30 protein-coding genes and 3 tRNA genes are annotated in these 24,251 nt (G+C 62.3%); 25 read left to right on the top strand and 8 right to left on the bottom strand.

Annotated elements, in window-relative coordinates; translation table 11 throughout:
- Positions 1 to 9: 9 nt before the first annotated feature.
- Both THS5294_RS13745 and THS5294_RS13740 read left to right on the top strand, forming a co-directional pair.
- On the top strand, positions 10 to 321 hold the full coding sequence (locus THS5294_RS13745; RefSeq protein ID WP_048599778.1) for a head-tail joining protein: 312 nt from the start codon (positions 10 to 12) through the stop codon (positions 319 to 321).
- Positions 318 to 950: a DUF6441 family protein gene (locus THS5294_RS13740; RefSeq protein WP_048599777.1), complete on the top strand. Its 633-nt coding sequence runs from the start codon at positions 318 to 320 to the stop codon at positions 948 to 950. The genes THS5294_RS13745 and THS5294_RS13740 overlap by 4 nt, the downstream gene beginning before the upstream one ends.
- Positions 951 to 956: 6 nt before the next feature.
- Here THS5294_RS13740 and THS5294_RS13735 read toward each other — a convergent pair.
- The 3 genes from THS5294_RS13735 to THS5294_RS13725 all read right to left on the bottom strand — a co-directional run bounded on the left by THS5294_RS13735 (position 957) and on the right by THS5294_RS13725 (position 1,212).
- A tRNA-Ser gene (locus tag THS5294_RS13735) sits at positions 957 to 1,046 on the bottom strand.
- 3 nt (positions 1,047 to 1,049) lie between these two features.
- Positions 1,050 to 1,133: transfer RNA gene (locus THS5294_RS13730), tRNA-Leu, on the bottom strand.
- Between the two features lie 2 nt (positions 1,134 to 1,135).
- A tRNA-Ile gene (locus THS5294_RS13725) sits at positions 1,136 to 1,212 on the bottom strand.
- 43 nt (positions 1,213 to 1,255) lie between these two features.
- Here THS5294_RS13725 and THS5294_RS13720 point away from each other — a divergent pair.
- The 23 genes from THS5294_RS13720 to THS5294_RS13610 all read left to right on the top strand — a co-directional run bounded on the left by THS5294_RS13720 (position 1,256) and on the right by THS5294_RS13610 (position 19,031).
- On the top strand, positions 1,256 to 1,681 hold the full coding sequence (locus THS5294_RS13720; protein WP_048599776.1) for a hypothetical protein: 426 nt from the start codon (positions 1,256 to 1,258) through the stop codon (positions 1,679 to 1,681).
- A gap of 25 nt (positions 1,682 to 1,706) precedes the next feature.
- Positions 1,707 to 2,648 (top strand): phage tail tube protein, encoded by a 942-nt coding sequence (locus tag THS5294_RS13715; protein ID WP_048599775.1) that lies wholly within the window; start codon positions 1,707 to 1,709, stop codon positions 2,646 to 2,648.
- A 2-nt stretch (positions 2,649 to 2,650) separates the two neighbouring features.
- Complete coding sequence (locus THS5294_RS13710; protein WP_048599774.1) at positions 2,651 to 3,013, top strand: phage-derived protein YdaY family protein; 363 nt, start codon at positions 2,651 to 2,653, stop codon at positions 3,011 to 3,013.
- A 167-nt stretch (positions 3,014 to 3,180) separates the two neighbouring features.
- Entirely contained in the window at positions 3,181 to 3,339 is a 159-nt protein-coding gene (locus THS5294_RS18455) for a DUF7697 family protein (RefSeq protein ID WP_170863235.1), read from the top strand.
- Positions 3,332 to 5,770 carry a phage tail tape measure C-terminal domain-containing protein gene (locus tag THS5294_RS13700; RefSeq protein WP_048599772.1) on the top strand — a complete coding sequence of 813 codons (2,439 nt, stop codon included), beginning with the start codon at positions 3,332 to 3,334 and terminating at the stop codon, positions 5,768 to 5,770. The genes THS5294_RS18455 and THS5294_RS13700 overlap by 8 nt, the downstream gene beginning before the upstream one ends.
- Position 5,771: 1 nt before the next feature.
- A complete protein-coding gene (locus THS5294_RS13695) occupies positions 5,772 to 6,359 on the top strand; it encodes a hypothetical protein (protein WP_048599771.1) in 588 nt (195 codons plus the stop codon).
- Positions 6,359 to 6,919 carry a hypothetical protein gene (locus tag THS5294_RS13690; protein ID WP_048599770.1) on the top strand — a complete coding sequence of 187 codons (561 nt, stop codon included), beginning with the start codon at positions 6,359 to 6,361 and terminating at the stop codon, positions 6,917 to 6,919. The genes THS5294_RS13695 and THS5294_RS13690 overlap by 1 nt, the downstream gene beginning before the upstream one ends.
- Positions 6,916 to 7,329 (top strand): DUF6950 family protein, encoded by a 414-nt coding sequence (locus THS5294_RS13685; RefSeq protein ID WP_233486484.1) that lies wholly within the window; start codon positions 6,916 to 6,918, stop codon positions 7,327 to 7,329. The genes THS5294_RS13690 and THS5294_RS13685 overlap by 4 nt, the downstream gene beginning before the upstream one ends.
- 15 nt (positions 7,330 to 7,344) lie before the next feature.
- A complete protein-coding gene (locus THS5294_RS13680) occupies positions 7,345 to 9,891 on the top strand; it encodes a phage tail protein (RefSeq protein ID WP_048599769.1) in 2,547 nt (848 codons plus the stop codon).
- Positions 9,892 to 9,993: 102 nt separating this feature from the next.
- Positions 9,994 to 10,650 carry a tail fiber domain-containing protein gene (locus THS5294_RS18095; RefSeq protein WP_072936736.1) on the top strand — a complete coding sequence of 219 codons (657 nt, stop codon included), beginning with the start codon at positions 9,994 to 9,996 and terminating at the stop codon, positions 10,648 to 10,650.
- The gene (locus THS5294_RS13670; protein WP_048599768.1) at positions 10,647 to 10,958 is read left to right on the top strand and encodes a phage holin family protein; all 312 of its coding nucleotides are present in this window, start codon (positions 10,647 to 10,649) and stop codon (positions 10,956 to 10,958) included. The genes THS5294_RS18095 and THS5294_RS13670 overlap by 4 nt, the downstream gene beginning before the upstream one ends.
- A 74-nt stretch (positions 10,959 to 11,032) precedes the next feature.
- Complete coding sequence (locus tag THS5294_RS13665; protein ID WP_048599767.1) at positions 11,033 to 11,965, top strand: C40 family peptidase; 933 nt, start codon at positions 11,033 to 11,035, stop codon at positions 11,963 to 11,965.
- On the top strand, positions 11,962 to 12,180 hold the full coding sequence (locus THS5294_RS13660; protein ID WP_048599766.1) for a hypothetical protein: 219 nt from the start codon (positions 11,962 to 11,964) through the stop codon (positions 12,178 to 12,180). The genes THS5294_RS13665 and THS5294_RS13660 overlap by 4 nt, the downstream gene beginning before the upstream one ends.
- Positions 12,177 to 12,434: a hypothetical protein gene (locus THS5294_RS13655; protein WP_048599765.1), complete on the top strand. Its 258-nt coding sequence runs from the start codon at positions 12,177 to 12,179 to the stop codon at positions 12,432 to 12,434. Before THS5294_RS13660 ends, THS5294_RS13655 begins: the two co-directional genes overlap by 4 nt.
- Before the next feature lie 135 nt (positions 12,435 to 12,569).
- Positions 12,570 to 12,923: a hypothetical protein gene (locus tag THS5294_RS13650; RefSeq protein WP_048599764.1), complete on the top strand. Its 354-nt coding sequence runs from the start codon at positions 12,570 to 12,572 to the stop codon at positions 12,921 to 12,923.
- Entirely contained in the window at positions 12,920 to 13,126 is a 207-nt protein-coding gene (locus THS5294_RS13645; RefSeq protein WP_048599763.1) for a hypothetical protein, read from the top strand. Before THS5294_RS13650 ends, THS5294_RS13645 begins: the two co-directional genes overlap by 4 nt.
- On the top strand, positions 13,126 to 14,109 hold the full coding sequence (locus tag THS5294_RS13640; RefSeq protein WP_048599762.1) for a hypothetical protein: 984 nt from the start codon (positions 13,126 to 13,128) through the stop codon (positions 14,107 to 14,109). The genes THS5294_RS13645 and THS5294_RS13640 overlap by 1 nt, the downstream gene beginning before the upstream one ends.
- Positions 14,110 to 14,111: 2 nt before the next feature.
- Complete coding sequence (locus tag THS5294_RS18770; protein ID WP_053084907.1) at positions 14,112 to 15,245, top strand: tail fiber domain-containing protein; 1,134 nt, start codon at positions 14,112 to 14,114, stop codon at positions 15,243 to 15,245.
- Positions 15,242 to 16,147 carry a hypothetical protein gene (locus THS5294_RS13630; RefSeq protein ID WP_048599761.1) on the top strand — a complete coding sequence of 302 codons (906 nt, stop codon included), beginning with the start codon at positions 15,242 to 15,244 and terminating at the stop codon, positions 16,145 to 16,147. Before THS5294_RS18770 ends, THS5294_RS13630 begins: the two co-directional genes overlap by 4 nt.
- Entirely contained in the window at positions 16,147 to 16,887 is a 741-nt protein-coding gene (locus THS5294_RS13625) for a hypothetical protein (protein ID WP_048599760.1), read from the top strand. Before THS5294_RS13630 ends, THS5294_RS13625 begins: the two co-directional genes overlap by 1 nt.
- A complete protein-coding gene (locus THS5294_RS13620; RefSeq protein WP_048599759.1) occupies positions 16,877 to 17,173 on the top strand; it encodes a hypothetical protein in 297 nt (98 codons plus the stop codon). The genes THS5294_RS13625 and THS5294_RS13620 overlap by 11 nt, the downstream gene beginning before the upstream one ends.
- 2 nt (positions 17,174 to 17,175) lie before the next feature.
- Positions 17,176 to 17,808, top strand: coding sequence for a hypothetical protein (locus THS5294_RS13615; protein ID WP_048599758.1), 633 nt, complete (start codon positions 17,176 to 17,178; stop codon positions 17,806 to 17,808).
- Entirely contained in the window at positions 17,808 to 19,031 is a 1,224-nt protein-coding gene (locus THS5294_RS13610; RefSeq protein WP_048599757.1) for a radical SAM/SPASM domain-containing protein, read from the top strand. The genes THS5294_RS13615 and THS5294_RS13610 overlap by 1 nt, the downstream gene beginning before the upstream one ends.
- A gap of 29 nt (positions 19,032 to 19,060) precedes the next feature.
- Here the strand turns inward: THS5294_RS13610 and THS5294_RS13605 are convergent, their stop codons facing one another.
- The 5 genes from THS5294_RS13605 to THS5294_RS13585 form a co-directional block, all read right to left on the bottom strand.
- Positions 19,061 to 19,549, bottom strand: a complete 489-nt coding sequence (locus THS5294_RS13605) for an NUDIX domain-containing protein (RefSeq protein ID WP_048599756.1) — start codon at positions 19,547 to 19,549, stop codon at positions 19,061 to 19,063.
- Positions 19,546 to 21,510, bottom strand: a complete 1,965-nt coding sequence (locus THS5294_RS13600) for a polysaccharide biosynthesis protein (RefSeq protein ID WP_048599755.1) — start codon at positions 21,508 to 21,510, stop codon at positions 19,546 to 19,548. The genes THS5294_RS13605 and THS5294_RS13600 overlap by 4 nt, the downstream gene beginning before the upstream one ends.
- A gap of 376 nt (positions 21,511 to 21,886) precedes the next feature.
- Entirely contained in the window at positions 21,887 to 23,020 is a 1,134-nt protein-coding gene (locus THS5294_RS13595) for a DegT/DnrJ/EryC1/StrS family aminotransferase (RefSeq protein ID WP_048599754.1), read from the bottom strand.
- A gap of 3 nt (positions 23,021 to 23,023) precedes the next feature.
- Positions 23,024 to 23,650, bottom strand: coding sequence for an acetyltransferase (locus THS5294_RS13590; protein WP_048599753.1), 627 nt, complete (start codon positions 23,648 to 23,650; stop codon positions 23,024 to 23,026).
- Entirely contained in the window at positions 23,647 to 24,240 is a 594-nt protein-coding gene (locus tag THS5294_RS13585; RefSeq protein ID WP_048599752.1) for a sugar transferase, read from the bottom strand. The genes THS5294_RS13590 and THS5294_RS13585 overlap by 4 nt, the downstream gene beginning before the upstream one ends.
- Positions 24,241 to 24,251: the final 11 nt, after the last annotated feature.

Genomic DNA, 24,251 nt, shown 5'->3' with positions numbered 1-24,251 from the left:
CGCTGAGACATGACGGCCTTTGCCCTGGCCCTCGATCTGCTCTTCGCTGATCCGAACCTCGCCCACGAGGCCTGGCATCGTGACAGCGAAGGGCAGTTCACCCGCATCCGCATCATCATGCGGCGCAATGATGATGTGACCGCATTCGGGGCCGCGCGTCTGCTCTCAGAGACCATGCGCTTCGATGTGCGCGTCTCGGAGCTCCCCGCGCCTCGCCCCGATGAGCAGATCCTCATCGGTGACGAAACCTTCCTAATACAGGGCGAGCCGATCCGTGATCGGGAGCGCTTGATCTGGACAATCGAGGCAACGGCCGCGTGAAACTCGACCTCTCCGTGACCGGCGACATTGTCAACGCGATGCGCGCCGAAATTCTCGCTGGCGAAAAGGCCGTGACCACGGCCATGCGCGTTGCAGGCGCTGGTCTCAAATCCGACTGGCGCGCCCAGATCACGCGCGCGCGCCTCGGTCAGCGGCTCGCCAACACGATCAGGTCCAAAACCTATCCTGCGGCGGGCGAAAGCCTGGAAGCGGCCGCGCTCGTCTGGTCAAACGCACCCCAGATCATCGGGGCGCATGACACCGGACCATTGATCCGGTCAAAAGATGGGTTCTGGCTTGCCATCCCAACGCCTGCGGCCGGTAAGGGCAGCCGCGGCAAGGCGCTCACGCCCGGCGAATGGGAAAGGCGGCGCGGTCTGCCCCTGCGCTTTGTCTATCGGCGGAGAGGACCAAGTTTGCTCGTGGCCGACGGGCGGCTGAACAGTCGCGGGCTGGGCGTGGCCTCGCGCTCCAAGACTGGGCGTGGACAGAGCACTGTGCCGATCTTCCTGCTGGTACCACAGGTGAAACTCGCCAAACGGCTTTCGCTGGCGCGGGATGCTGAGCGGGCACAGGCGGCGATACCGGGGCTGATCGTGGCGAATTGGCTCGATGCACGGGCGTCATGAAAGGGCTGGCGGAAGCGGTGGGATTCGAACCCACGGTAGGCTCTCACCTACGCTGGTTTTCAAGACCAGAGCCTTAAACCACTCGGCCACACTTCCTTTTGGTGCCCCCTGCCGGACTCGAACCGGCACGCCCGAAGGCAAAAGATTTTAAGTCTTCAGCGTCTACCATTCCGCCAAGGGGGCTTTGGTAGGCCCGGCAGGACTTGAACCCGCAACCAAAGCGTTATGAGCGCTCTGCTCTAACCAATTGAGCTACAGGCCCGCTATCAGGCTAGATGCCGGATTCTGCGCTGGGAAACAAGTAAATGCCCACCACCCGCGAAACCATCCTGACCGCCCTGGCGGACCTGCTCAGGACGATCCCGCATGTGCCGGTTCTACGCGGAGAAGTTCTACCGGAACGCATCCCGCCTGCAGGTCTCATGATCCTGCGCGACGGCACCCCGGGCGAGCCAGGCGTGACGTTGTCGCCGCTGACCTATCATTTCCAGCATCGCGCCGAACTCGAGATGATCGTGCGATCAGCAACGGATCGGGACGCCCTTTTCGACGCGCTTGTCGCTCAGATCGGCGCGGTGATCACCGCCGATCGGACATTGAGGGGGTTGTGCGACTGGGTCGAGCCGGAGGCTGCTGAACCTGTCGATCTTCCGGTGGAGGGGGCCGCCTCTCTGAAAGCCGGGATCATTCCGATCACCCTTCACTACGCGACCAGTGACGCGCTGGGCTGAGCAGACCAATTCGAGGAGAAACACCATGGCACGAGCCCAAGGGGCGCGGGCGCAGATGGCGCTGGCGTTCGAAACGACCTATGGAACGCCGCCCGCGAGCGGCTACACCAAGATGCCATTTGCCAGCACGACGCTGGGGGCTGAGCAACCGCTGCAGACATCGGAACTGCTGGGCTACGGACGCGATCCGCAGGCCCCAATCAAGGATGCGGTGACGGCCGATGGCGATGTGGTCATCCCGATTGACGCCGAGGCCTTCGGCTTCTGGTTGAAGGCAGCATTTGGGGCACCCACTACCATAGGCGCCGACGCCCCCTATACCCACGAGTTCCGTTCCGGCAGTTGGGCGCTTCCATCATTCTCGGTCGAGACCGGCATGCCCGAGGTACCGCGCTTTGCCATGTATTCCGGCTGCATGGTGGATAGCCTAAACTGGCAGATGGCGCGTTCCGGGCTGCTGACTTCAACGGCCAGCATCGTGGCACAGGGCGAGGCCATCGCCACGACTACGGCGGCGGGAACGCCCGCCAATATCGCGCTGAAACGTTTCGGCCACTTCAACGGCTCGATCACACGGAACGGGGCAAATATCGGCAACGTTGTCTCCACCGACCTGACCTATGCCAACAACCTCGATCGCATCGAGACGATCCGTTCCGATGGAAAAATCGACGGTGCTGATCCGTCCATCGCGGCGCTGACCGGCAATGTCGTTGTCCGATTTGCGGACCAGACGCTCGTGACCCAGGCGATCAACGGCGAGGCCTGTGAGTTGGAGTTCTCCTACACGCTGCCAACGGGCGAGAGCCTGACCGTTACGGCCCACGCTGTTTACCTTCCACGCCCGCGGATCGAGATCTCGGGCCCGCAAGGTGTACAGGCCACCTTTGATTGGCAGGCGGCCAGCGATGCAGTGGTGGGTCGTATGTGCACCGTTACCCTGACCAACGACCGCGAGGTTTACTGACCATGCTGCGCTTGAACCTTTCGAATGAACCCCGCTGGCTCGACCTCGGCCATGGCGTGCGGCTGCTGGTGGAGCCGCTGACCACAGCCATCATGCTCGCCGCACGCAGCGATCCGGCGATTGTCGCAGCTGCCGCTGGAGCTGAAAGCAGCGATTCCAACGACGACCTCGCGCGCATCGTCGCCAAGGCCGTCGCGCGCATCGTAGTGAAGGATTGGGAGGGCGTCGGAGACGAGGACGGCGAGCCAATGGCTATCTCACATGACGGCATCGATGCCCTGCTGGAGCTTTGGCCGATCTTCGAGGCGTTTCAAACGAAATACATCGCGGGCGCGCTGATCCTGGATGCGGAAAAAAACGCCTGACCGCTCTCGCCGACTGGGAGTTCGGCGGGGGCGGTGACTATTGCGCGGTGTGCCCCTCTATGTGCGCGGAATGCCCACGGACCCAGCACAAACCTCTCACCCTGGAAGGCTGGCAGGTCTGGGATCTGGTCCAGCGCCTCGGCGGACAGGTGCGCGCCGTGGGGGGCATGAGCGGCGGCGCTGTCCTCGGCTGGGACATGGGCGCAGCCCTGCAACTCGGCGCAGCCCTCGGGCTCTCGCCCCTCATCATCGCGGAACTCTTGCCACCCATTGAGGCGGTGATGGTGCGCAAGACAAACGAAGAGATCGAACACCGACATGGCTGAGAAAAAAGTCTCCGTCCGCCTCTCCGCGACCGGCGGCCGCCAGGTGCGTGCCGAGCTGGAAGGTGTCGGCGAGGCGGGGGCGCGCGGCATGGGGCGTCTCTCGCACGAGATGGACCAGGCCAATGCGCGCATGGCGGCCTTCGCGCGTCGGGCCCGGATCGCTGCGACTGCTGCTGCCACGGCGCTCGCTGCTGCCGTCGTGTCGATGACCCGCTCGACCGTTGCGGCCGCCAACGAGATCGGCCAGCTCTCCCAGGTTGCCAATGCCAACCCCGAGGTGTTCCAGCGCTGGTCGGCGGCCTCGGCTACGGTGGGGATCGAACAGGAGAAGCTCGCGGATATCCTGAAGGACGTGAATGACCGGGTGGGTGATTTCCTGCAGACGGGCGGCGGCCCGATGGCAGATTTCTTCGAGAACATCGCGCCTCGGGTGGGGGTGACGGCCGACCAGTTCGCACGGCTCTCGGGGCCAGAGGCGCTGCAGCTCTATATCGACAGCCTCGAACGCGCGGGCGTCAGCCAACAGGAGATGACCTTTTATCTCGAGGCGATGGCCTCGGATGCGACCCGGCTGATCCCGCTGCTGCAAAACGGCGGGGCAGAGATGACCCGGCTCGGGGCACAGGCACAGGCGCTTGGCGCAGTGCTGGACGCGGATGCCATCGCTGCCATGCGCCGCTCGGAGCTCGCGCTGGTCAGCATCGGCCAGGTCTTCACCGGCGTTCGCAACCGGATTGCCGTGGCGCTCGCCCCGTCGCTGGAGGCAGTGGCCAATGCGTTTGTCGCCCTTGCGTCCAGCACCAGCCCGATCAGCCGGGCTTTTGACGCGGTGCTGAGCAACCTTGATCGGTTCGCGATCTACGCCGGGACCTTTGCCACCTTCCTCGCAGGCCGCTGGGTGGCCGCCATGGCGGTGGCCGCACTGTCGGTGCGGGGATTGGCAATGACGCTCGTCATCCTTCGCGGGGCGCTCATTCGCACCGGCATCGGTGCTCTCATCGTCGGGGCGGGCGAGCTGGTTTATTGGTTCACGCGGTTGGCCTCCGGCGCGGGCGGCTTCGGCGAGGCCATGGGCCTCTTGAAAGACGTCGCGGTCGAGGTCTGGGACCGGATCAAGATGGGGGCATCAAGCGCTGGGGCTGCGGCCACCGCCATGTTCTACGATCTGAAGGCCGATGCCGCTTCCGGCATGGCTGGGGCCATCGAGAGTGTCGTGGCTTTTGGCAACACCACAGCCAACGCCTTCGAGGGTGCCCTACTGGCTGTCCGCGAGATCTGGTCGCGTCTGCCAGACGTGATCGGGGATCTCGTCTTCTCGGCCGCCAACCGCATGCTCGATGGGATCGAGGCTATGCTGAACGGCGCCATCGCCCGGATCGATGCCTTTACGGGACGCATCCGCGATGCGCTTGCCGCAGTGGGCATCGAGACCACCTTTGGTCAGATCGGTGAAATCAATCTCGGTGACATCCCCAACCCCTTCGCAGGCGCCTCCGCAGATGCCGGAACGGCTGCGGCAGAGGCATTTCGCCGAGCCTTCGAGGACAACCCGCTCACGGCCCCTGACCTTGGTCTTGATGGGATTGCCGCCGAGGCGCTGGCCACTGCGAACACCTACCGTCAGGCGGCAACCGATCTCGCCAATGGCGCGACAGCCCCGCTCACATCCTGGGGCGCGCTTCGTGACGCCGTTGCGGGCACCGGCGAAGAAGGCGCGGCGGCGCTGGATGAGGCGACTGTCTCAGCAGATCGGCTGTCGGATGCCATGGGGCGCGCGGGAGGGGCTGCGGGCAGCGCCGGGGATCGGATCGCCACCGGTTGGCGTGCAGTCTCGGAGTCCCTTCAAGCCTATGCCGCAGATGCGCTGAACTGGGGCAAAGGCCTCGGTGAAACCCTGACCGGCGCTTTCAGTGGCGCGGAAAGCGCGTTCCGAAGCTTCGTCGAGACCGGCAAGTTCGACTTCAAGGGCCTCGTTCGCTCGATCCTGGCGGACCTTGCAGTTCTGTCCTTCAAGCGTGCGGTGCTGGGGCCCATCGCCTCGGCGCTCTCCGGCATCTTTGGCGGCGGGTCCGTTGCGGCGGCCGTCTCGCATGCGGGTGGTATTGTCGGACTGTCCGGACATAGCCGCTCGGTGCCAGCATTGGCCTTCGCTGCTGCGCCGCGGATGCACTCCGGCGGTTGGGCAGGTCTCCGCCCCGACGAAGTCCCGACGATCCTGCAGCGTGGGGAACGGGTGCTGAACCGCCGCGAGGCGGCGAGCTACGGCCGAGTCAGTGCTGACACAGGCGTGACCGTGAACATCGACGCGCGCGGGGCGCAGATGGGTGTGGCCGAGCAGATCGACGCGCGCCTTCGCGCTGCGATCCCGGAGATCGCCCGCATAGCGAAAGAAAGCGTGGCCGATGGGCGGCGGCGGGGTCAGGTGATCTGAGATGGCCATTCCTGTCTTGCCCCTGACGCTCGTGTCCTCGCTCGAGCGGCGCTTGGTGACATCTGTGGCCGAGGCGCGCTCGCCGTTCACCGGCACATCCCAGATCCAGGACTGGGGTGCGTCGTGGTGGGAATACCAGATCGAGATGGCGGTGACCCAAGGGGCTAAGGCCCGTCGGCTTTCTGCCTTCTTCACCGCCCTTGGTGGATTGCGCGGCCGGTTCCTCTTCCCCGATCCCTCGATCGAGGTGCCGGTGGCGGCGGGCAATCCTTACGTGACCGAGGCGCAAGCTGCGGGAGCCTCCACCCTGCGCACGGCTGGTTGGGGACTTGGCCTTCGCGCGGGGGATTTCTTCCAGTTGGGCGGAGATGCCACCACACGGCTTTATCAGCTAACGGCGGATGTGGTGCCCGTGGGCAGCGAGGCGACGCTCACCCTCGTGCCGCCGCTTCGGGCTTCCGTGCCGGTCGGCACGCTGCTCGGCCTCGATGCCCCGTCGGTTCTGTTGCGGCTGACGGCACCCGTCCCCTCGGTCATCGGCCGAGCGGATCAGCATCGCTTCACGATCTCGGCACGGGAGGCGCTCTGATGAGCCGCGATCTCACCGTCGCCTTCGCCACGGCATTGGCCGATCAAAGCCTCAGGCCCGTCATCTTCTTCGAGGGTCAGTTCGCCACGGGCTGGGTCCGGATCTGGTCGGGATTGGGAGAGGTCAGTTGGAACGGCCAGGCTTGGGCGGGGGCTGGGTCTTTGCTCGGGCTCGGGGCCATCGACGAAACCGGAGAGGTCGTGGCCGGCGGCACGGCCGTCTCGCTTTCCGGCGTGCCACTGGATCTCGTGCAGATGGCGATCGATGAAGCGCGTCAGGGCCTGCCGGGCAGGATCTGGCTGGGGCTTCTGGCCGAGGATGGCAGCATCATCGCCGATCCGGTTCAGGCCTTCTCGGGCCGGCTCGATGTGCCAGAAATCAAGGACGATGCCGATACCTGTACGATCACCATTAGCTATGAAAGCCGTCTGATCGATCTCACCGTGGCGCGGACCTGGCGCTACACCCATGAAAGCCAGCAGGTGCTGTTCCCGGGCGATCTCGGGTTCGAATACGTCACCGCGATCCAGGATCGCGAAATTACCTGGGGGCGCGGATGATGCTCCCCCGCGTTCACCACTGGGAACGCCTGCTTGCAGCAGCGATCGATACCGCCCGCGCGCGTCCTTTCGTTTGGGGCGTGCATGACTGCCCGACCTTTGCCTTCGAGACGCGCATGATCCTGACCGGCGGTGAGGATGTCGCGTCCCTCTGGCGCGGGCGCTACACCACAGCGCTCGGCGGCGAGCGGGTAATGCGCCGCTTGGGCTGGGCCTCGCTCGAGGAGATGGGTCGAGCTCTTTTGGGTGAGCCACGCTCGGCCGTTCTTTTGGCTGGGCGCGGCGATATCGTTTTGGCCGATACCGGCCTCGGCTTTGGCGTCTGTACCGGGGCCCAAGCGGTTGGCATGGCACCTGAAGGCCTCGTGACCGTACCGCTGCCCTCCTGCCGGCTTGCCTGGCCCATCTGAACCCGGACCCGTTTCATGCCCTTCATCGTGACAGCCGTCACCGCGATCGCGGGGGCGATCAGCGGCGTTTTGGCTGCAGGCGGGATTGGCGCAGCCCTTCTGCGCATCGGCGGCACGCTGCTTCTATCCTACGCGGCGCAGGCATTGATGCCGAAACCGCAGACAACGATGCAGCCGCGGACGGTCACGATCCGCGAGCCGGTGGTGCCGCGCGACCTCGTCTACGGCCGCACCCGCAAAGGTGGGGTGATCGTCTTCCTGCACTCCTCGGGGTCGGACAATAAGTTCCTCGATCTGGTCATCGTGCTGGCCACGCATCGGGTCAAATCGATTGGGGCCATCTATTTCGAAGGCGAAGTGGCGATAAATGCCGCCGGGACCGCGCAGGGCCGCTGGGCCGGAAAGGTTGTCGTCGAGAAGAAACTGGGCGCCGCCAATCAGACCGCATTCGCGGGCCTCAAGGCAGCGTTGCCGGACAAATGGACCGAGAACCACCGGCTGCGCGGCTGTGCCGCGATCCGGTTGCGCCTCACCTATGACCAGGACGCCTTCCCGGGCGGGATCCCGAACATCACGGTCGATCTCGAGGGTAAGGACGACATCTGGGACCCTCGAACACAAACGGCAGGTTACTCAGAAAACCCCGCCCTCTGCCTAGCAGATTACATGGCCAATCCGACTTGGGGCATTGGCGCGCGCATCGGCCAGCCCGACGGGATTGACGAGATGTCCTTGGTCGAGGCCGCGAACATCTGCGATGAGACCGTCCCGCTGGCCGGTGGTGGGTCTGAGCCGCGCTATGCCTGCAACGGCGTGATCACCCTCTCCGAGGTCCCGAAGACCATCATCGAGGGGATGCTGTCGTCCTTCGCCGGTCGCTGCGCTTTCTCGGGTGGATCCTGGCGTATCCACGCGGGCGCGTGGCGCGCGCCTGATGTGGCGCTCACCTCCGACCATGTCCGCGAGGGCGGGCTCACCCTTGCGACGCGTGTGACGATGTCGTCCAACTTCAACGGCGTGCGCGGGCAGTTCGTCAGTCCCGAAAACGACTGGCAGCCTGACGACTTCCCGGCCTATGCCTCGGATGTCTACCTCGCCGAGGATGGGGGCGAACAGAAATGGCGCGACATCTCGCTGCCGTTCACGATCTCGGCGTCTATGGCGCAGCGGCTGGCCAAGATTGAGCTCGAACGCGCGCGTCGGCAGATGACGGTGCGGCTGTCGGGCAAGCTCTCAGCCTGGGCAGCCACAGTGGGCGATGTGGTGACGCTCTCCTATGCCCGCTGGGGCTTTGCCGCCAAACCCTTCGAGGTGCATGGGGTGAGCCTCGATTTGACGGCATCGGGCGATGGCGCGCTGCTCCTCCCAGAGCTGGTCCTGCGCGAGACCTCGCCCTTGGTCTATGACTGGTCGGCATCCGAGCAGCAGATCTACGCCGCCGCCCCGCGCACGGCGCTGCCCAATGCGTATGACATCCCGGCCCCCGGCGCGCCGCAGGTCACCGAGGACCTCTATGTCACTCGAGACGGCGGCGGGCTGAAGGTTCTGGCACGCATTGCGTGGGAGGCAGCACCGTCTGGGTTTGTCGCGGCCTATCAGCTGCAGGGCAAACTTTCTGGCGGGGCCGACTGGATCGACTATGGCCGCACCGACGGAACTGCGCTTGAAATTCGCGACATCGCACCGGGGGCTTGGGCTTTCCGGGTAAAAGCGATCTCGGTTCTGGGCGTCTCCTCGCCCTGGCAGGAAACACAAGCCGAAATCCTCGGGCTCACCGCCCCTCCGGCCCAACTCGAGAATGTGACCCTGCAAACGGCAGGTGGCCTTGCGATCCTGAAGTGGACGCGTTCGGCCGATCCCGACGTCCGCGTGGGCGGCAACATCGTGATCCGGCACTCAAAGGAAGCGACGGCAACCTGGGCCGACAGCTATTCGATGGACCGGGTCTCGGGCGGCGAGGCCATCGCCGTCGTACCGCTGAAACCCGGCACGTATCTGGTGCGGGCTGAAGACAGCGGCGGGCGCGCTGGCCCCGAAACACGCGTCTCGACCAAGGGCGCGCAGGTGCTGGCCTTCTCGACCTTAGACTTCCTGCAGGCCGATCCCGGCTTTGTCGGTCCAAAATCTGGGCTACAGGTTACGGGTTCGACCCTGACGCTCGCTACAGCGACGGCAAATGGCGTGACGCAGGTCAGCACGATGGAGGGGCAATACGGCTTTGCCGCCGGGCTCGATCTCGGCGCGGTGAAACGTGTCCGCCTCCGATCCGAAATCGGCGTGGCGGCGCTCGCGCTCAATGACCGGATCGATGCGCGAACGGCACTCATGGACACATGGGCCGACTTTGACGGATCGGCTGGGGCAGAGATCGACGTGCTATTCGAGATCCGCGAGACCGATGACGATCCAGCGGGTGCCCCCGTTTGGGGTCCTTGGGGTCGCCTAGACAACCACGAAATCGAGGCCCGCGCGGTGGAAGCGCGGGCGCATCTCACGACGAAGGACGCGTCCTACACGCCCATCGTCAGCCAATTACGGCTCTATGCCGATGAGGTCGCGTGAACGCGCTTTGCGCCCCTCAGGCACACGCATTCGCTGCCTCTCGGCTGCGCTTTGAGCGCGAATGCCTGCACGCCTTTTTGATTGAGAACGGAAAACGCTGAAATGCCCCAGACATCCAGCTTTGTGATCGCGAACGACGCGGGCGCAGCCGTTCGGGCGCGGATCAACGAGGTGATCGCCGCCCTGCAATCGACGAGCGCAGGGGCCTCGGCGCCAACAGCGACGACGGCAGGTATGCTCTGGGTCGACACCTCGGTCTCTCCGCCGGTTCTGCGCCGCCGGAACGCCACGAACACGGGCTGGGATGCGTTGCTGGATGCGGCAGGCAATCTGGCGGGGCTCGCGAACACGGCCGTAGCTCGCACCAACCTTGGGCTCGGCACAATGGCCACGAAATCCGCAGCCGATTATGACGCGGCGATCGCGGCAAAAGCGGCACTGTCCGGAGCAACCTTCACCGGCGTCGTCACGGCCCCGAACTTTGTCTCCTCGTCAGATGCGCGGTTGAAGTCCGAGATCGAGACCATCGCCGATGCGCTGGCTCTGGTCTCCGCCATGCGCGGGGTGCGCTTCACCATGGATGGAAGCCGCCAGATCGGCGTCATCGCTCAGGAGGTCGAGACCGTGCTGCCCGAAGTCGTCAGAGACAACGAGGCGGGCCAGCTCTCCGTCGCCTACGGCAATATCACCGGCCTTTTGATCGAGGCCGTCAAGGAACTGGCCGCCCGTGTGGCGGCGCTTGAGGAGGCACGCCCATGAATGACGGTGGGTTCATCGACATGATCAACTCGTTCTTCGGCGGGGCGGTTACCACGCTGATTGGTGCCTTCACCGGACGGCTGATGTGGCATTCGGGGGAGGTAAAGCTCGGCAACCGCCGCTTCTTCGGCAAGGAACTCCTCTGGGAAATCCCCGTCGCCGTCGGCATGGCGCTGATCGGGGAGGCGGCGGCGCGTTACATCGGCCTATCACAGCCGGTCTCGACCGGGTTCGTGGCAACTCTCGCTTATCTGGGCCCGCGTGGGGCGGAAGCTCTGCTGGCGGCCTGGCTCTGCCGCAAGAAATAACCCGCCCACCACTTACGGAAATCCTACGCGCCGCCCCGTCTGGGGCGGCGTTTTGCATTGCATGGGAGAGAACCATGACACCATTCGACATCGCCCGCAGCTACATCGGCACAACCGAGGGGCCGGGGCCCGCCGACAATCCCGTCATCATGGAGATGTATGCCTCGGTGGGGCACGACTGGGTCGAACACGACTCTGTGGCCTGGTGCGCGGCCTTCGTCGGACATTGCCTCGAGAAGGCCGGGATCAAATCCACCCGCAAGCTGACGGCGCGCTCCTATCTCGACTGGGGCATCCCGATCGAGGTGGCAGACGCCCAGCAGGGCGACATCGGTGTGATCCCGCGCGGCTCCTCCAGCTGGCAGGGCCATGTGTTCTTTATCGACCGGATCGAGGGCGCTTGGGTTTGGGGCCTTGGCGGCAACCAGGACGACGCCGTCAATGTGAAGCGCTACCCGGTCTCAAAGCTCCTCGGGGTACGGCGCGCGGGCAATGTCGCGCCAAGCGTGACGATGTCCGTCGAGGAGGTGCAAGGACGTCTAAAGGAACTCGGCTATCACGAGGTGGGTCAGATCGATGGAAAGATCGGGCCGCGCACCCGCGCTGCCATCCTGGCCTTTCGGCAGGACAACGACCTGGCCCTCGTGCCCATCATCGACGTTGCGCTGACCGAAGCGCTGGAAGATGCCACGCCTCGGGAGATCACACCCGATAGGGCTTCTGGTGCGCCCGCGGAAAGCCGGATCGTAACAGCCTCCAATGCGCAGATCGGTCTCGGTGTCATTGGTGCAGCGGGCTCGATCGGCAGTCAGATTGCCCCTGCGCTTATGGAGGCAGAAGAGGTCCGAGACATGGCCGGGCGCGTCTTGACGCTAATCGGGCTGGAGAACGCGCTTTCCAATGTCCTGCCATGGATCGGCGCGGCGGTGTTCATTGGCGTGGTGATCTATGCCCTACGCGCCAAGGCGGCCCGGATCGACGACCATCGCACGGGGAAAACGCCATGACCTGGGTCTTGATCGTTGTCTCCTGCATCGCGGGCGACAGCCTGCCTGACTGCGGCAGTGGGATCAGCCCAGTTCGCTTTCCTGACTTTATCGCCTGCGAAGATGCCGCTGTCCGTACGTATGAACACATGCGGGCCGGCGCCGATGCGCGCGGGCAAACCGTGCTGCTGCTCGATACGCGCTGTTTGGCCCTCTCACCGGGGGCACCCGCATGATTGCCATCCTGACCACGCTGTTCTCCGGCCTTGGTCGACGCTTTGCCTATTGGGGCGCGATTGTTGCGGCAGTTGGCGTCGCCATCTGGCTCCTGATCCGCCAGGGCAAGCACGCCGCAGAGGCCGACCTCGCCATCCGCCGCGCCGATGCCCGTGTCCGCGCGCTGCAAAAGTCCAAGGACATCCGTCATGACCTTCAAAACACTGATCGTACTGATCTTGAGCGTCGGGCTGACCGCTGGATGCGCGATTGACCCGCGAGTTTTGCGGGACGATTGCGATTGGGCCGAGCCTATTCGCCCCTCGCGCCAGGACCTGATGAGCGACGGCACTCTGGCCCAGATCGTTGCCCATAACGAAGTCGGCGCGCGGCTCTGCGGGTGGCAACCATGACGGTGGCCACTTTGAGCGAGGGCCCGGCCATTCTCATCGGCTACGCTTGGCGTCTGCAGATTGAGGCCGAGGCATCGGTTTTTGCGGACGGTGCAAGCTATACCGGTCATCTGCGCATCAAACCCAGTGATCCAGCGCTGCTGGCAGAACTGTCCAGCGCCAATGGCGGGATACAGCACGTCACTGAGACTGTGCTGGAACTGTCTTTGACACCGTCCCAAACCGCGGTGCTCCCACCTGGGCGCGTGGTGTTGGATTTGGTGCGCACCGATCTCGAGCCAGACCTACACTTGGGCTTCCTTCTCGAAATCCCCGTGATGATGCCGGTGACGCGAGGGCTAAGCCCATGAGCGCAACAACGCTGCAAACGGGCCCGATCACCATCACAGCGCCGATCAAGGTGCGCGTTGTCTCCGGGCCTTTCCGCATACGCCTCGGCGGCCAGCCAGGTCCGCAGGGCGCGACAGGCCCACAAGGCGACAAGGGCGATCAAGGTGATCCGGGCATCACGATCCTGCCCACTGATACACCCATCAACGGAGGCTTCTTCTGATGGCCAATACCATCCAACTCAAACGCCGTGTCTCGGGCGTGGCGGGTGCGCCCGCTGCACTAAAATCCGGCGAGCTTGCCCATAACGAGGTCGACAATACGGTCTATGTCGGAAAGGGCGATGACGGCAACGGCAATGCGACCTCCATCGTCCCCATAGCAGGGAGTGGTGGCTTTCTGGCGCTGGTGGGCACGCAGACAGTTGGTGGGGCCAAAACCTTCTCTCTCGTGCCAAAATCTGGACAAGATGCCAGCGGCGGGACCGACCTTGTTCGCAAGTCGCAGGTAGACAGTCTGCTATCGGCGAAAGCGCCCTTGGCGTCACCCACCTTCACGGGATCACCCACGGCGCCGACGGCGGTCGCGGGCACGAACTCGACGCAGATTGCAACGACGGCCTTCGTCAATGACGCCATTGCCGGCTTTGGCGCCGGCGACATGGCAAAATCCACCTATGACACGGACAATGATGGCAAGGTGGATGCCGCGGAAATTGCAGATGCCGTTCCTTGGTCTGGGATCACGGGCAAGCCCACAAGCTTCACGCCCTCCAGCCACAGCCATTCGATCGCGCAAGTCACGGGACTCCAGACGGCGCTGGATGCAAAGGCCGCTCACGCATCACCTGCCCTTACAGGTTCGCCGACGGCCCCCACGGCAACGGCCGGTACGAACACAACGCAGATTGCGACAACAGCCTTTGTGGCTGCCGCCATCGGTGCGCTTATTGATGCCGCGCCCGGAGCGATGGACACGCTGAACGAATTGGCGGCCGCGCTGGGCGATGATCCCAACTTTGCGACCACGGTCACGAACGCGCTGGCGGGCAAGCTATCGGCAGCCTCGAACCTCTCAGACCTACCGAACAAGACAACATCGCGGTCGAACCTCGGACTGGGGTCCATGGCCACGCAAGCCTCCAGCAATGTCGCGATCACCGGTGGGTCGATCAACGGGATCACCCTTGACGGTGGGACATTCTGATCATGGCAAATACCGTTCTGGTAAAACGAACGACCGTGGCCGGCCGGGTACCCAGCACGGCGCAACTCGCTGCCGGAGAACTCGCCGTAAATGTTACTGACGGAAAGCTCTTCCTGAAACGTGTCTCCGGCGCCGAAACCGTGATCGAACTCGGACAGACTGGACCGCAAGGCCCCACCGGACCGGCCGGTCCCCAAGGTGCGACCGGGCCAACAGGACCAAAGGGGGATACTGGCGCGACAGGTGCAACGGGTCCGCAGGGCTCAACGGGTGCCACGGGTCCAACGCCGGCGCATCAATGGTCTGGTACGAGCCTTCGGTTCAATACCGGCACCGCCTGGGGCACTTACGTCAATCTCAAGGGTGCAATTGGTGCCACAGGGGCAACCGGTGCAACTGGGCCTCAGGGCGACACCGGCCCAACTGGACCGCAAGGTCCAGCAGGTCCGACCGGGGCAACAGGCCCAAAAGGTGACACAGGCGCGACCGGTCCGCAGGGTCAGACAGGGCCAACAGGACCAACGCCTGCCCATCAGTGGTCCGGAACCAGCCTTCGCTTTTTCAACGGATCGACCTGGGGTGCTTACGTCAACCTGAAAGGCTCAACCGGTGCGACAGGGGCAACAGGTGCGACGGGACCTGCAGGTCCCACGGGTGCCACCGGGGCTACGGGTCCACAAGGCCCCGCAGGGGCGGATGGGTCTCCCGACACGGCCGCGCAGGTCCGCGCCAAGCTGGTGACCGTGGATGGGTCTGGCTCTGGCATTGATGCCGACCTTCTCGATGGCAACCACGCCAGCGCCTTTGCCCGCCTGTCGGGAGCGACCTTCAGCGGTGCCGTGACCGCCCCGAACTTCGTCTCCTCCTCAGACGCGCGCCTCAAATCCGACATCGCCCCGATCCACGCGGCGCTGGCCAAAGTGCAGGCGCTGAGCGGCGTCACCTTTTCCATGGCGGGCAGTGATGCACGGCAGATGGGCCTCATTGCCCAGGACGTGCAGGCGGTCGCACCGGAAGCGGTTGTCGAGACGGAGGGAGTGCTGCGCCTCGCTTATGGCAATCTCGTCGGCCTCCTTGTCGAGGCCATCAAAGACCTCGCCCAAGAGGTCGATCAGCTGAAAAGGAGCGCGCCATGATCGAGACCGGACTACATGTCATCTACAACACGGGCTCGCGGCTGCATTACGCCGTCGATGTCCAAGACACCTATGCCGGGATTGCCGTCTTCGATCCCTGTGAGATCGGCCAAGGGCTGCGCGATGGCATCGAGCCACTGCCATGGGCAGACTTAGCGGCAGCGCTTGAGACACCTCATGACCGCTCGAATGCGGCAGGCTTTGTCGATATGCGTGGCAACGGCGTGTTCATTCCAGATTTGCCCGGATTGACCCATGGGGCGATCTATAGAGGGCGTTCTTATGTGTTTCTCGACGGGATGATCGGCCATGATGAAATCACTGATTACGCACTGATTGATATCATGACCAACGAAGCGGGATTCCCGCTTCCTTGGCGCAACCGTTTTGCGCAGTCTGCGCGTGAAAAAGTTGACTTTTCCTTTCGGCACAGGGCCCGAACGCAGTGCTCCAACGCGTTGGTGATCTTCATGCCGATCGCGGGGGCCCTGTCCAGTGCGCGCATCGAAGTCCTCTGTGAGCAAGAGCCAATCCTACTGAATGGTACGACCGTCGCGGGCCGGATCGATGACGCGACGATCCCGAATGACGGGCAGTGGTTCAAGCAGTTCTATTTCCACACGGTGGCGACCGAGACGGTGACCGTGCCCGCGGGAGGGCGGGCTCATGTGCCGATCGCGCTGCGCTGGAATGGCGATGGCGCGCCATGCGCACATGCGCTGGCGCTCAAGCTCGACAGTGACGCCGGCTATCTGCCGAAACGGCGGCTGACGACGGACATGAATGGTGCGGGCAGCTTTGTTGCCGAGGCGCTTGGGCTCAGCCCAGGCGAGCGGATCGCGGTCAAGATTAACACCGAGCACTATACCGCGATCGGCAAAATCATCCTGGAGGTGGTGTGATGGAGATTGCCACCACGACCGAGTTACAGCTGATCTATCCCACCTTCGTTTTGCACAAGCACTGGGAGTTGCCGGAGGGCTTTAACGACCACCTACACGCGTTAGCGGCCGACGACGCGGTGGCGAACCGCATTCAAGACGCGGGCGACGGCCGTAATGTTGGCGACCAGACCAACCATCTTGGACATCTGCGGCACAATTTCCTGATGGACCGACAGGACCCTGCGATTGCGGTGCTGGCGCAGATGGTGGCGGCAGCTGTCAGGGAATATCTGCAGCTTGCCTATGGCTACGACCACACAGGCGAGATCGCCATGATGTCGGACACCTTCTGGCAGCGCCGCGCCCTGCGCGAAAATGTCGGTATAAACGCCCACACCCATTTTCAGACCGACATCGTCTGCACCTATTACCCGCGTGTGGTGCTGGACGCCGATTGCCCCGAGACCTCGCTCCATCGCGGCGCGGTGCGCTTCTACGATCCGGCGAATGTCGGTAAGCGGCTCTGGCCCTGCAACAACCCAGACGCCTATGTCGGCGGCTGGTATGCGGTCGAGCCACGCACGGGCTCCATGTTCGTCTTCGAGGGCCATGTGCCCCATGACAGCACCTATTTCGAGGGCGAGGAGCGAATGTGCATCCCCGTCCTCTGTTCGCTCGAACTCCCAAATTCCCACTGCAAGGCCGGGCTCTCCGAGATCCTGGCCCATCAGGCGCAAGGAGGCAGCCATGGCCTATAAGGTCGGAACAACTATCGTGATCGACGACAGCGGCAACGTGGACTGGTCGCGGATCACCAACAAGCCGGCAATTGGTGCAGGCACAATCACGGGCGTATCTCTCAGCAATGGCTCCCCGACGTCTGGAGGGTCTTTTTGGCCGCGCAGTTACAACACTTCCGGCGGCAACTGTAACTGCGTGGCAAACTGCACGGTTCACAGCCTCTCAGGCGGCGGCAGTTCCGGTGCTGTGACCATTACAGCCAACCGCTATAGCTTCAACTGCAACTGTAATTGCCGGTGCTGACGATGGAAATCCGAAGCACGAGTATCGACCTCTGGCCGACGCGGGTCACGTTCGTAGAGACGCCAGTCGACTGGGTGGTGAATAGGCAACTGGCCGACGAGGCCATCGCCACAGTCGAAGCAAATGGCAGCGGGTCGATGGCCAATGCAGCCAAGCGCCGTGTGCGCGGCATACTTGAGCAATGCGACGCAGGTCAGACCTTGAAAGCCCATCTCTTCGCTTGCGCGCGCGCCGTGCTCGGCCCTTGGGCCAAATATCTCGACCCCGATCATTGCGAAAACCGTGCGCTGGTGATCACCAAAGGCGGCTTCATCTCGACCCACAAAGACAGCCGCGAGGGCGACCTGACCTGCGTCCACTTCCTGACCGGCAGTGGGTCGGGCCAGCCGGTGAACAGCGTGGGGAACCCTCGGTTCGTAATCGAGGACCCGTCGCGCTACTTTGACGAGGGGCGGCTGCCTTATGAGAGCCGCCATGGCTACTCGGTTAACCCGCGGCCGGGGCTCTCGGTCTTCTTCCCCTCTCATATTCCCCACAACCAGCACCCCTACGAGGGGAGCGCGCCGCATGTGCAGGTCGTCGCGAACTTCCGCGTCAATCTCCCCGTGGCGATCGAGGAAAGGCTATTCGACTGATGTGGTTCGATCTGAAACTGGAAGCGCGTGACGGCAGCCGTCATCACGTGCGCTACAACCCGCACACATCCGAATGCGAGGGGCTGCCGCTGCTGGTAGAACCGGGAATCTTCGCGGCGGTACCGCGCGTGGCCAAAGACAAACCCCTCGGAAAATCCCGCGCACCCCGCATCCTGAAAATCCAACTTGGGCTCTCGTGTAACTACGCCTGTAGTTATTGCAATCAAGCTGTCCAGATCGGTGATGCAACCGTCTCCAAATTGGCAGATGTCGCGCAGTTTCTGACCCAGCTTGACGGATGGATCGCGCAAGCCCCAGAACAGATTGAGCTCTGGGGCGGCGAGCCTTTTCTGTACTGGGCCAAGATCAAACGGTTGATCCCCGCACTGGCGGAGCTGTTTCCAGGGGTTGCTTTCTCAATCATCACCAACGGATCCTTGCTTGATCGGGAAAAGCTCGAGTTCATCGCGCAATACGACATTGCCATCGGGATCAGCCATGACGGCCCGGGGCAGCATTTGCGCGGGCCCGATCCACTTGATGATCCAGATAAGCGTCGATGGATCGAAACCCTGCTGGCCGATCGCCCCGAAAAGACCGGGTTCAATGCGGTGCTGACGCGCCAGCATCACGACCTTCGGGCCCTCAAGGCCTGGTTCGCCGAAAATGTCGGGCCGGATGTGTTTGTCGGGCTCGAAGGCGTGGTGAATGTTTATGATGCGGCGACCGCAATCGGCACGGGGCGGTTTGAACCTGCGGAACTCAATAGCCTGACGCGGTCGATCTTCGAGGCGCTGGTTGAGGACCCGAACGCCTTTGGTCTCGGCGAGCGCATTGATGAGTTCTACGCCTCACTCCAGCGGCAGAGGCCCATTGAGGCCCTTGGACAAAAGTGCGGCATGGACCGGGAAGACACTATCGCCGTGGATCTGCGCGGCAACGTCATGACCTGCCAGAACACCGGGGCGAAGGGCGTGCACAAGATTGGGCATGTAGCTGACTTCGATGGGATCGCGCTGAATACCGCGACGCATTTTGCCTTCCGGCCCGAATGCATGTCATGCCCCGTCGTTCAGCTCTGCAAGGGGTCCTGCATGTTCCTCGAGGGGGAGTTCTTCAAGCAGAGCTGCGCCAACGAGTTTGCCTTCAATATGGGGATCATGATGGCGGCCGTCTGGCATTTGACGGGGATGGTTGTGGTCGGAGTGGAAACCCATCATTGAACGATCGAACAGTGTTGTGACCGAACTGGTTACCAGCCTTCAGTTTGAGCATCTCCGCATACAATTTCACGAATGCGGCGAACTGTTCCAGGATCAGTATCCGGCGGTAGGTTTTCGAAATCGAAATATCCGATTTCGGCGATTTCTATGCTCTTTGGCTTGGCATCGACAGCCCCTTTGGCATCACAAAGGTATGCCAGAACGTGATCCCTTTTGCTCACGCCATTATTAAAAAACACGCCGTGTAAAACAGGTTTATGAGCAAGTTGCAGGCCGGTCTCCTGTCGCAATTCGTTGATTAAAGCCTGTTCTGTCGTTTCGCCCTTTTCGACTCCGCCCCCAGGAAAATGCCATCCGGGAGTGTAGGTGTGGCGGACGAGCAGGAACTTACCATCATCTGACCGCACAATCGCGCGAACCCCAATCGTCAGTCCGCGGCGCATTAGAAAATATGTGTGAAGGGTGCGGCTGAACAACACGCGCGCGAGTCTAGGTTTCTTCTCGGCGGCAAATGTCATGTGCGAATGCCTGCCTCGATCGCCATGCTCTGCTGCTCGTCGGTGTCGTGATCAGCCCTCCAAAGCAGGTCTGAGATCTCTGTGCTCGACGGCGCGTACTCGAGCGGTAATTCGTGTAAAATGATTACGATTGCTGGCAAGTCGAACGCCTCACAGGCCTGTAGAAGCCGATCCAGAACTGCCATCAACGCGTCGCGTGGCAGTGAGACTTCGGATGCTGTCATGATCCGTGGGTGCTTGGTTGGAGCTGGGTTGTTGCCGATCAGAAGCTCCTCGAAAAGCTTCTCGCCCTTGCGCAGACCAGTGACACAGACCGGGATGTCACCCTTTTCCGGCAATACCTGATCCGGGTGGTCGACCATGTAAGGGATCAGACCATGCAGCTTAACCATGCTGAAGGCGAGGTCCATGATCTTTACAGGGTCTCCCATGTCGAGCACGAAAACATCCCCACCCTGACCCAAGGCACCTGCCTGGATCACCAGCTGGGCCGCTTCGGGGATCGTCATGAAGTAGCGATTGATGTCCTTGTGCGTGACTGTGACAGGTCCCCCAGCCTCGATCTGGGCCCGAAACCGCGGGATGACCGACCCGGACGAGCCAAGAACATTCCCGAACCGGACCATCGAGAAGACTGTGGAAGATGCCTCCTGCGCATGGGCCTGGCAGATCAACTCTGCGATGCGCTTGGTCGCGCCCATGACGTTTGTCGGCCGCACCGCTTTGTCAGTGGAAATCAGAATGAAGTTTTCGACGCCAAGTTTCTGGGCGGCGAGCGTGATTGCGAGTGTGCCAAACACGTTGTTTCGGATGCCCTCAACTACGTTTTCCTCTACCAGCGGCACATGCTTATAGGCTGCCGCATGGTAGATCGTCTGAACCTTAAAGCCCTTGATAGCGGCCTCTAGCCGCCGGCTATGCTGCACAGACCCTAGGATGGGCACGACCTTAGTCTGATGCAGCAAGCGCACGGCTGTTGCGCTTAGTTCAGCTTCGATCGCGTAAAGCGCAAACTCGGACACGTCGTAAAGGACCAAGACGGACGGATTCTGGGTCAGAATCTGCCTGCAGAGCTCACTGCCGATCGATCCTCCAGCGCCAGAGACCATAACCACACGCCCGGTGATGTTCCTGCCAAGCAGTTCGGTGTCCGGGGCGACAGGATCGCGCCCAAGCAAGTCTTCAGCTGAAACTGTCCGCAGTTCTGAAATCTTGGCCTTTCCGCTGATAATGTCGGACATGCCTGGGATCGTCTTGATCTCCAGCTGCAGGTCTTCCAGCGCGCTCACAATCTCGCGGCGGCGGACACGACCCAGGCTGGGTATGGCCAGCAAGATCACCCGGGCACCCGTCTCATGGACCAGGCGCGGTATTCTATCGGGTGAATAAACGCGCAATCCTCCGATGCCCAAGTTCTGCAAGGAGGGGTCATCATCGACCAGAGCGACCGGAGCAAATTCTTGGCCGTGGAATAGTGCGTTCAGCAGTTGAAGTCCGGCTTCCCCAGCGCCGTAGATGATCACGGGTCGTTTGTTCAAATGATTTGGGTTCCGGAAATACGTCCGTGCTGCGAAACGCAGCCCACCAACGGAAAGAAAGGCAAAAACAGCAAAAATGATCGGAACAGATCGAGGAATGCTGGCGTCAAAAACAAGTCCTGCGGCAAAAAGGGAAATTGCTGCCACCACAGCCCCCTTGCCAATGATTATTAGGACCCTTCCGGTGATGAAACGCACTACAACCCGATAAAGGCCCAATCCCCAAAAGGCCAGCAGGGTGGCCATGATGGAGGACAGCAACGCGCCCCAGATACCTGGCTGCCCTGCAAAATCTAGACTCTCGAGCCGTAACAGCATGGCGCCAAGAAATGAAATGGCCAGCAGCATGGAGTCGAGAACAATTTGCAGCGCAATTTTATTGCGCCGGCTCAGTATTGAAAAATGTTCGATGTAATTACGCATTAAAGGTTACATCCTAAACTCAAAGCGCGGCCGACCCGCGAGAAAACGCTAATGGAACAGAGGCTTGCCTACAACACGCTACGGCGACTGCGCCGAAGAAGATCATCAGTAGTAGCGCTACCGGCGTGATCTAGACGATAAGCACAGTGTTCTAATTGCCCGGCACGGCTCTGATTACCGTTTGGTTTCGGTCGGTGACGTCGAACGGGCTGGTGGCTCAGAGCTATTGAAGGGTCCGGCAAGTCTGCCTTAAAAAGCCACAGCAGCTGGTATGCACACGATCATTCTCGCCAAAGAGGCCAAGGATCCGAGCTATCTGAGGCTATTGCCTGCTTAAGCCGATCTGACCTATTCGCATCAGGCTGACCGGGATAGTTCAACGACCTTTATCAAGGAGCGCTGAGACCCGCTCAATCACCTCATCCTGCTGCTCATCAGTCATGTCACTGCCCGAAGGTAGACAGAGACCGTTGGCGAAGAGGCGCTCGTCGAACCCATTTCCGTGATAGGGCGCGCCAGCATAGAGCGGCTGCATGTGCATCGGTTTCCACAGCGGGCGGGATTCGATTTGGTGCTCCAGCAGCATCAGGCGGATGTCTTCACGCGTGATGCCGGTTTCACTAGGGTCGATGGTCAGGGCTGTCAGCCAGCGGGTCGAGTGCAGGCCTTCGGGCTCAGGCATGAAGGCGATGCCGGGGCGGGCTAGCGCGGCTTTGTAGCGCGCGAAGATCTCGCGGCGGCGAGCCACGCGGGCGTCCAGCACCTCCATTTGCCCCAGCCCAATTGCCGCGCAGATGTTTGACAGGCGGTAGTTGTAGCCAAAGGTGGAATGCTCGTAATGCGGGGCGGGGTCGCGCGCCTGGGTGGCGAGGAAACGGGCCTCATCGGCCCAAGCTTTGTGACGGGTGACCAGCATGCCGCCGCCAGAGGTGGTGATAATCTTGTTGCCGTTGAACGACAGGATCGCGGCATCTCCGCCGGTGCCGGCCTTGCGGCCATTCTTGTAGGTCGCGCCCAGGCTTTCGGCACTGTCAACGATGAGGCGTACGCCGTATTGCGCCGCGAGGCTCTCCAGCGTGTCGAGATCGGCGGACTGGCCGTAAAGATCGGTCGGTACGATGGCCTTGGGCAGGCGGTTTTCGGTAGCGGCCTTTGCGAGCTCTTTGGCCAGCAGCGCTGTGTCGACCGTCCAGCTTTCAGGTGAGAGATCAAAAAAACGCGGACTTGCGCCGAGGTAGTTTACCGGGAAGATGCCGCCCGCGAAGGTCATGGAAGAGATCCAGACCTCGTCGCCCGGGCCCACCCCCGCGATGCGCAGCGCGAGGTGCAGCGCCGCCGAACCCGAGGACAGGCCGACGCAATGCACATCCGCCCCGAGGTAGTCGCGCACGGACGCCTCAAAGGCGTCCAGTTGGGGTCCCAGCGGGGCGATGAAGTTCGACGCAAAAGCTTCGGCCACGCGTCGCTCCTCATTGCCGGACATGTGGGGGCGGGAGAGGTAGATACGCATGGATCAGTCCTTGATAAGTGGTTTGGCCGGATTGCCGACGACGGTGACGCCCGGTGGCACATCGCGGGTGACGACCGCACCCATGCCGACAATGACGCCAGCGCCAATGGTGAGACCCTGGCGGATAATGGCGCCCGAGCCGATATAAGCGTGATCGCCGATGGTGACATTCCCGTTCACCTTGGCGCCCGGTGCGAAGGTCACGAAGTCACCGATGATGCAATCATGCTCGACATAGGAATAAAGGTTAGCGTGGAAGCAGCGGCCAATGCGGATGTTCGAGCTCAGGGTCACGAAAGGGGACAGGCATGCACCTTCTTCGATCACGACTTCATCCATCTGCACGACAGAAGCGGCGCGTACCTCGATCAGTGGGATATTTGCAGCGGCGCATTTTTCCGCGAGGGTCTGGCGGATATGTGAGGCGGCTATGGCGATGCTGACTGCCTTTTGGTCGGTTTGGCGTTCGAGAAAATCGGTCCAGGTCAAAATATCGTGGCCGTTTACGTAGCCTGGGGCTTGGCCATCGTCGATGAAAACAAGTTCGGGCGCGCGGTATTGTGAGCGAAGCAAGGGCATGACTCCGCGCCCGCATCCGGCAGCGCCATATACGCCGATCAACCGGCTCACGATCCGTTCCCCGTAAACTTTGACATGGTAGCTTCTCCCGCCGCTGAAATACCATCGCGTTTGATCACCTTGCGGATCGTCTGCCAAATGATCTTCAGATCCAGCCAGAGGCTTCGGTTGTCGACATACCAGAGGTCGAGCGCGAACTTCTCATCCCATGATATCGCATTTCGCCCGTTCACCTGCGCCCAGCCTGTCACGCCGGGGCGCACCTCGTGGCGGCGTGCCTGTTCTGCGGAGTAGAGCGGCAAGTATTCTATCAAGAGCGGTCGCGGGCCGACGAGGCTCATGTCGCCCTTCAGCACGTTCCAAAGTTCCGGCAGTTCGTCGATTGAGCTGGACCGCAGGAACCGGCCCAATTTGGTGAGCCGCTCCGCATCAGGAAGCTGGCGGCCATCTGCGTCAATCGCATCTCGCATGGTGCGGAATTTGATCATCTCAAACGGCTTGCCATCGCGCCCGGGGCGAGTTTGGGTGAAGAGCACTGGCGCTCCCATCTCGCGGCGGATTTTATAGGCCACAATCGCCAGAACCGGCGAAAAGAGGAGCAACCCCACGCTGGCTCCGAGAATATCAATGATCCGCTTCATTTACCGTATCG

Origin of the sequence: Thalassobacter stenotrophicus, from assembly GCF_001458315.1 — a bacterium.
Taxonomy (GTDB): domain Bacteria; phylum Pseudomonadota; class Alphaproteobacteria; order Rhodobacterales; family Rhodobacteraceae; genus Thalassobacter; species Thalassobacter stenotrophicus.
Note: the sequence above shows the minus strand (reverse complement) of the source record. Positions and strands in the feature narration are given on the sequence as shown.